Source organism: Halorubrum sp. AJ67, from assembly GCF_000513435.1.
This window is the reverse complement of record NZ_CBVY010000010.1, coordinates 91,369-96,257: the sequence shown is the minus strand read 5'-3', so window position 1 is coordinate 96,257 and position 4,889 is coordinate 91,369. Positions and strand designations below refer to the sequence as shown.

Here is a 4,889-nt window from a genome sequence, read left to right as displayed (position 1 = left end):
TCGGCGGCCGTGGCCGCGAGATCGGTGAGCGAACGGCGGGAGTCGCTCTCGAACGGGGTCATTCCTACACCGCTGACGCGGACGTCAGTCGGCATTCTCGCCGGCGTCGTCGCCGAACACGCCCAGTTCCGCGAGTCGGTCGATCTCGTCCTCGGAGTAGCCGTGGTCGCGGAACACCTCACGGTTGTGTTCGCCCAAAAGCGGCGGGGGGAGTTCGAACCCGCTCTCGGCGTTGCGGAACTTGAGCGGGTGTTCGATCACGGGCACCTCGCCGAGTTCGGGGTGGTCGATCTCGGTGACGGTCCCGCGGGCGTTGATCTGGGGGTTGTCGAGCGCCTCCTCGACGCTGTAGACGGGACCCGCCGGGACGCCGGCGTCCTCGGCGATGACCTCGATCCACTCGTCGGTCGTCTTGTCGGCGAGCGTGGCCTCGATCTCCGCTTCGAGTTCGTCGAGGTGTTCGACGCGGTCCGCGTTGGTCTCGAAGCGGTCGTCCTCGGGGAGGTCCGGGCGGTCGAGCGCCTCGCAGAGCTCGCCCCAGAGCTTCTCGTTGAGGATACAAATGTTGATGAACCCGTCTTTCGTCTCGAACGTCTGGTACGGGGCGAGGACGGGATCCTTGGTTCCCATGCGTTTCGTCTCCTCGCCGGCGAACACCATGCCGGCCTGCTTGGTGAGCCACGGCAGGGTGGCTTCGAGCATGCCGAGGTCGATGTACTCGCCCTCGCCGGTCCGCTCGCGCCGGTAGAGGGCGGTGGTCGCGCCGAAGGCGGCCCACATCGCCGTGATCAGGTCCGTCATCGGAAGTCCGACCTTGACCGGCTGCCGGTCCGCCTCGCCGGTGACGCTCATGATCCCGCTCATCCCCTGAATGAGGAGGTCGTACCCGGACCGCTCGCGCCACGGCCCGGTCTGGCCGAACGCGGAGATCGCGAGGTAGATCAGGTTCTCGTTGCGTTCGGTAAGCGTGTCGTAGTCGACGTCGAGCCGTTCGGCGGTGCCCGGGCGGAAGTTCTGGATGAAGATGTCCGCCTCCTCGACCAGCTCGTACAGCGCCTCCTTGGCGTCGTCGTTTTTCAGGTCGAGTTCGAGGCTCTTCTTCCCGTAGCTCAGCGTCCAGTAGTACGGCGACTCTCCCTTGATGAACGGCGGACCCGAGTGGCGGACGGCGTCGCCGTAGCCGGGCTGTTCGATCTTGACGACCTCAGCCCCTTGGTTCGCCAGCATCGCCGAGCAGAAGCCGCCGGTGACGAACGTCGAGAGGTCGAGGACGGTGACGTCCTCGAGGATCTTTCCGCCGTTCGCGGGACCGCCGGCGGTTCGACTCGTGGAATTGTCGGCGTCGGAACCGTCGGCGTCGGAACCGTCGGCGTCGGTCATCGAACCACCTCGGCTGACGTGCGCGTTCGTCTCATTGGTGTCCGTACAGTTTGTTTACCGGATGGTAAAACTATCGGCGTCGACCATGATATACGATGCGTCGCCGAGTGGGTGACCGATAGCCGTCACCGTCGGTTCCCGTGGACACTGATCACGGTGGGGACGTGGAGGAAGTCCTCCCCCCCACCCCTTCGTTTCGGGTGGAAACCCGGGTTGGGGTGTGGGTGGTCAGTGGTCTGTGGACGGCGGTCGCTGTACTAACAGTAAATACTGATACGAAAAACAATAAAATAACTACACTACTACTAATATAATTTTGAGAGGATTGTCAAGGGTACTGTTCACAATATTTTGCATTAAAACCACCGATATATTAGCCGCCCCTGACCCCTCCCCCACCTGTTCGGCGTTCCACCCGAAACAAAGGGGTGTGGGGGTTCCCGATCGATACTATCACCGCGGCAAGGGGAACGGTACAGAAGACGACGGGCCGGCGGTTCGGGAGACAGTCCACCAACACTCCGAGAGAAGGAGATCCGACACCCCGAAAGAAGAATAATCGACGGGATCCGATTGACCGCTGAAACCCCACCGACGGCTCCCGGCACAGAGGCCAACGACCGGACCGATGCCCGACTGCGAATACGCGTAGTGACCGACACGTCGAATACGGAGGAACGAGTCCAACCGCGGCCACGGCGTCGTTCCACGGGAAGCCGCCCTCGGTGCTTCGTCTCCTCGTTTCTCCCTTCTCTCATCGGACTCAAACGCTCCGTCGTTGGGCCTGAACGCTCCCGATCGACCCGACATCTTCCCGGCGTAACGTGGATGCCACCGAGAGAGGGTCGTTTCAACTCCAGAGAGCAACACTTTTGTACCGTCTCTTCGTTCGCTTCGAGTGTATCAACTGGACGTGGTCGGTCCGCATTTCGACCACATATCCGCATATCCGGCTGGAGACGGCGTGAGAACCGAGTTGCTCGATCGTCTCCACCTGAAACGGAGGGGTTCACATGGACGAAGGCGATCACACACCGCGGGCTGACGACGGCACTGATCCGGCCGACGGGACCGACCCGGACGACCAGACCGAGCCGGACCGTAGCAGCGACTCCGATCCGGACGATCCCGACCCGAGTGACTCCGAGGGCGACGCCTCCGGCCTCGACGGTCGATCCCGGTCCGACGGCGACCCCGACAGCGACCCCGATTTCGGCTCCGATGACGACTCCGAGTTCGGCGACGACCCCACTCTCGACGACGACCCCACTCTCGACGATAGCTCCGAACTCAAAGACGGGTCTACCACCGACGGTGACGACTCCTCCCTCGACATCGGTTCCGACCTCGACGTCGACGTGGGGTCGAACCCGGACGTATCGGACCCCGACTCAGAACCGACCCCCGGATCAGAGCTCTCGACCGACGCCGGACCCGAGGCAACGGCCGCACCGGAAACGAAGGGGATCGATAACGGCGGGCGCGACCGGTCGTCTCCCGACGTCGACCTCGACGGGGTCGTTCTCGACGACGACGAGAACCAAGGCCTGTTCGACGACCTCCTCTCCGGCGAGCCGATCTTCGAGAACAAGGAAGTCCTCCGCCCCTCGTACACCCCGCACGAACTCCCGCACCGGAACGACCAGATCAACCGGATGGCGACGATCCTCGTCTCCGCGCTCCGCGGCGAGACCCCGTCGAACATCCTCATCTACGGGAAGACGGGAACCGGAAAGACGGCGTCGGCGAAGTTCGTCTCACAGGAGCTCGAATCCACCTCCCAGAAGTACGACGTCCCCTGTGAGGTCGAGTACATCAACTGCGAGGTGACCGACACCCAGTACCGGGTCCTCGCCCAGCTCGCGAACACCTTCATCGAGGAGAATCAGGCGGTCATCGCCGACGAACTCGACCGCCTCGAAGCCCTCCGCGACGACGCGACTGACGCCGACGGCCGGCCGAGCGGCGACGCGACCGCCCTCGCCGGTACCGAGTTCGACTCGGTCGAGGAACTCGACGAGCGGATCGACGAACTCGAAGCCGACGCCGACGAGATGGAGGAGGTCCCGATGACCGGATGGCCCACCGACCGCGTCTACTCCACGTTCTTCGAGGCGGTCGACTACCACGAGCGCGTGGTCGTGATCATGCTCGACGAGATCGACAAGCTCGTCGAGAAAAGCGGCGACGACACCCTCTATAATCTCTCGCGGATGAATTCCGAACTCGACCGCTCGCGCATCTCGATCATGGGGATCTCGAACGACCTGAAGTTCACCGACTTCCTCGACCCCCGCGTCAAGTCGAGCCTCGGCGAGGAGGAGATCGTCTTCCCGCCGTACGACGCCAACCAGCTCCGAGACATCCTCCAACACCGCGCCGACACCGCGTTCAAACCCGACGCGCTCACCGATGACGTGATTCCCCTGTGTGCGGCGTTCGCAGCGCAGGAGCACGGTGACGCCCGCCGAGCACTGGATCTCCTCCGCACCGCGGGCGAACTCGCGGAGCGCTCGCAAGCGGAGATCGTCGCGGAGAAACACGTCCGACAGGCCCAAGACAAGATCGAACTCGACCGCGTGGTCGAGGTCGTCCGCACCCTCCCCACGCAGAGCAAGATCGTCTTATTCGCCGTTATTCTCCTCGAAAAGAACGGCGTCCACAACATCAACACCGGGGAGGTGTTCAACATCTACAAGCGGCTCTGCGAGGAGATTGACGCCGACGTCCTGACTCAGCGACGCGTCACCGACCTCATCAGCGAACTCGACATGCTCGGTATCGTCAACGCCGTCGTCGTCTCGAAGGGGCGCTACGGTCGGACGAAGGAGATGGGCCTGTCGGTTCCAGTCGAAGAGACCGAGGCAGTCCTCCTGTCGGACTCGCGACTCGGCGACATCGAGAACGCACAGCCCTTCGTTCAGGCGCGGTTCGACAACTGACGCCGTCCGCCCCGCACTTCTCGACACGCGCGTCGAGTCGAAACGAACCCGTCGAAAGGATATCAGGCCGCGGGGTTCGACGCCCCGAGCGACGCCTGCGCCGCCCCCGACGCATCCGGGGCCGGGATCCCTGCGCCCACCGTCTGCGCTATCGCCTCGCTCAACTCCACCTGTCCCGTCGCGATCAGGCGGATGTACCCGAGATACGGGACGCGGAGTCGGGCCACCCCGTTCACCCACTCGGCCCTGACCGGCGGCGAGAGACCGCTGGCCTGGTCGTAGGCCCCGTTGTTGTCTCCGAGCGTAACGTACCCGTCGTGCGGTGCCGGACAGTTCGCGAGCGACTCGCAGTCGACGGCGTTGTGATACCGCTCGTCGGCGCGGTCGTACCAGTTCTCTCCCTCGGTAACGTGGAACATGGCTCGGTGGATGATCGGCGATCCGGTCCGCCCCGGCGGGGTGTATATCACGACCGACCCGTAGGACCCGAACGTCCGGTAGCCGACCGACTCCCCCGTCTCGTGGGTCACGACGCCGACACCGTTGTCCGCCGCGTCCGGCGCGAGC

General features: G+C 64.0%; 2 protein-coding genes and 2 pseudogenes (1 of these 4 running past the window's edge). 1 reads left to right on the top strand and 3 read right to left on the bottom strand.

What is annotated here, in order from left to right:
- Together BN903_RS09810 and BN903_RS09805 are read right to left on the bottom strand one after the other, a co-directional pair.
- Window positions 1–95, bottom strand: a pseudogene (locus BN903_RS09810) (thiolase C-terminal domain-containing protein) (it extends 1,020 nt beyond the left edge of the window).
- Entirely contained in the window at window positions 85–1,380 is a 1,296-nt protein-coding gene (locus BN903_RS09805) for a CaiB/BaiF CoA-transferase family protein (RefSeq protein WP_048077556.1), read from the bottom strand. The pseudogene BN903_RS09810 and the gene BN903_RS09805 overlap by 11 nt, the downstream one beginning before the upstream one ends.
- Before the next feature lie 1,013 nt (window positions 1,381–2,393).
- Here BN903_RS09805 and BN903_RS09800 point away from each other — a divergent pair.
- Complete coding sequence (locus BN903_RS09800) at window positions 2,394–4,322, top strand: Cdc6/Cdc18 family protein (RefSeq protein WP_048077555.1); 1,929 nt, start codon at window positions 2,394–2,396, stop codon at window positions 4,320–4,322.
- Between the two features lie 62 nt (window positions 4,323–4,384).
- Here the strand turns inward: BN903_RS09800 and BN903_RS09795 are convergent.
- Window positions 4,385–4,889 (bottom strand): annotated as a pseudogene (locus BN903_RS09795) (S26 family signal peptidase); the annotation flags it as partial.

Coding starts and splice junctions, on each gene's coding strand:
- BN903_RS09805 (WP_048077556.1), bottom strand. CDS start 1,380: ATGACCGACGCCGACGGTTCCGACGCCGACGGTTCCGACGCCGACAAT.
- BN903_RS09800 (WP_048077555.1), top strand. CDS start 2,394: ATGGACGAAGGCGATCACACACCGCGGGCTGACGACGGCACTGATCCG.